This window comes from Candidatus Poseidoniia archaeon (assembly GCA_030748895.1).
Taxonomy (GTDB): Archaea; Thermoplasmatota; Poseidoniia; order MGIII; family CG-Epi1; genus UBA8886.
The window spans coordinates 1-776 of record JASMLC010000049.1 but is presented as its reverse complement, the minus strand read 5'-3'; the positions used below and the strand labels follow the sequence as shown (position 1 = coordinate 776).

The window sequence follows — 776 nt, the reverse complement described above, 5'->3', positions numbered from 1 at the left end:
AATTCAGCAGAAGCAATCGCATCAGGATGGCATTTAACCAACTCTATTTCTTTGAGTTCGTGTTTAGAGAAGACACCACATCCCCACTCCCTTGTTGCAATATGATGAACAGAATATTTTTGACTGGAATGGTTAGAACATTCATTAAGCAAACATACATCGGGTTCTACTGATTGTATATATTCCCAACCTTCTTCTCTTTTTGAACTTTTCCAATAGTCCATATTCCAAACAAGATATTTCATAACCCCCTGACGCCTTCTTCGTTTTTAATGCTGTGGGGGTTGTTGCAGGCATCTCGTAAGCCAAATTCCGACAATTTGTAGACGGCCTCTCTCTGCAGGGAGGCACCCCCCCTTCCACGTGCGACGGGGGGGCTGCGCAAGTCCTATAGCGCACCGCCGTTCCATCACCGATGCGCCCACGGCCGTTCCTGCTGCTGCTTGCCAGTTTTGCGCGTAGGCCATATAGTGGATGTTGGGGCCAGACTGCTTTCCACGGACGAATACGAAAGAACCAGAGCTTACGCTAGTCAGATAGTTTCCGTCCTTGCCAGAACAGACGCAGACCTATTTGCGGTCGGACCGACGGCCTGATAGCAGTAATGACTCTTAGTAACCGGCGGGCTGAACACCTCGAAGTGGTACCTTCCGCCGCCGAAGCGGTTTCTGGCGCCACTATAATTCTCGGTGCGTACACCCCGGTCCTATCATCCCGTCTTCTACGGGCGTCAAAGTGCCTCGTCTCGAGGCGGGTTTCGAGCTTAGATGCTTTCA

Annotated in this window: 1 protein-coding gene and 1 rRNA gene; both read right to left on the bottom strand. The window is 50.5% G+C overall.

What is annotated here, in order from left to right; genetic code table 11:
* Positions 1-245, bottom strand: a 245-nt coding sequence (locus QGG57_06995; GenBank protein MDP7007903.1) for a hypothetical protein, incomplete at its 3' end; no start/stop codon positions are given.
* A 346-nt stretch (positions 246-591) separates the two neighbouring features.
* A 23S ribosomal RNA gene (locus QGG57_06990) occupies positions 592-776 on the bottom strand; the annotation flags it as partial.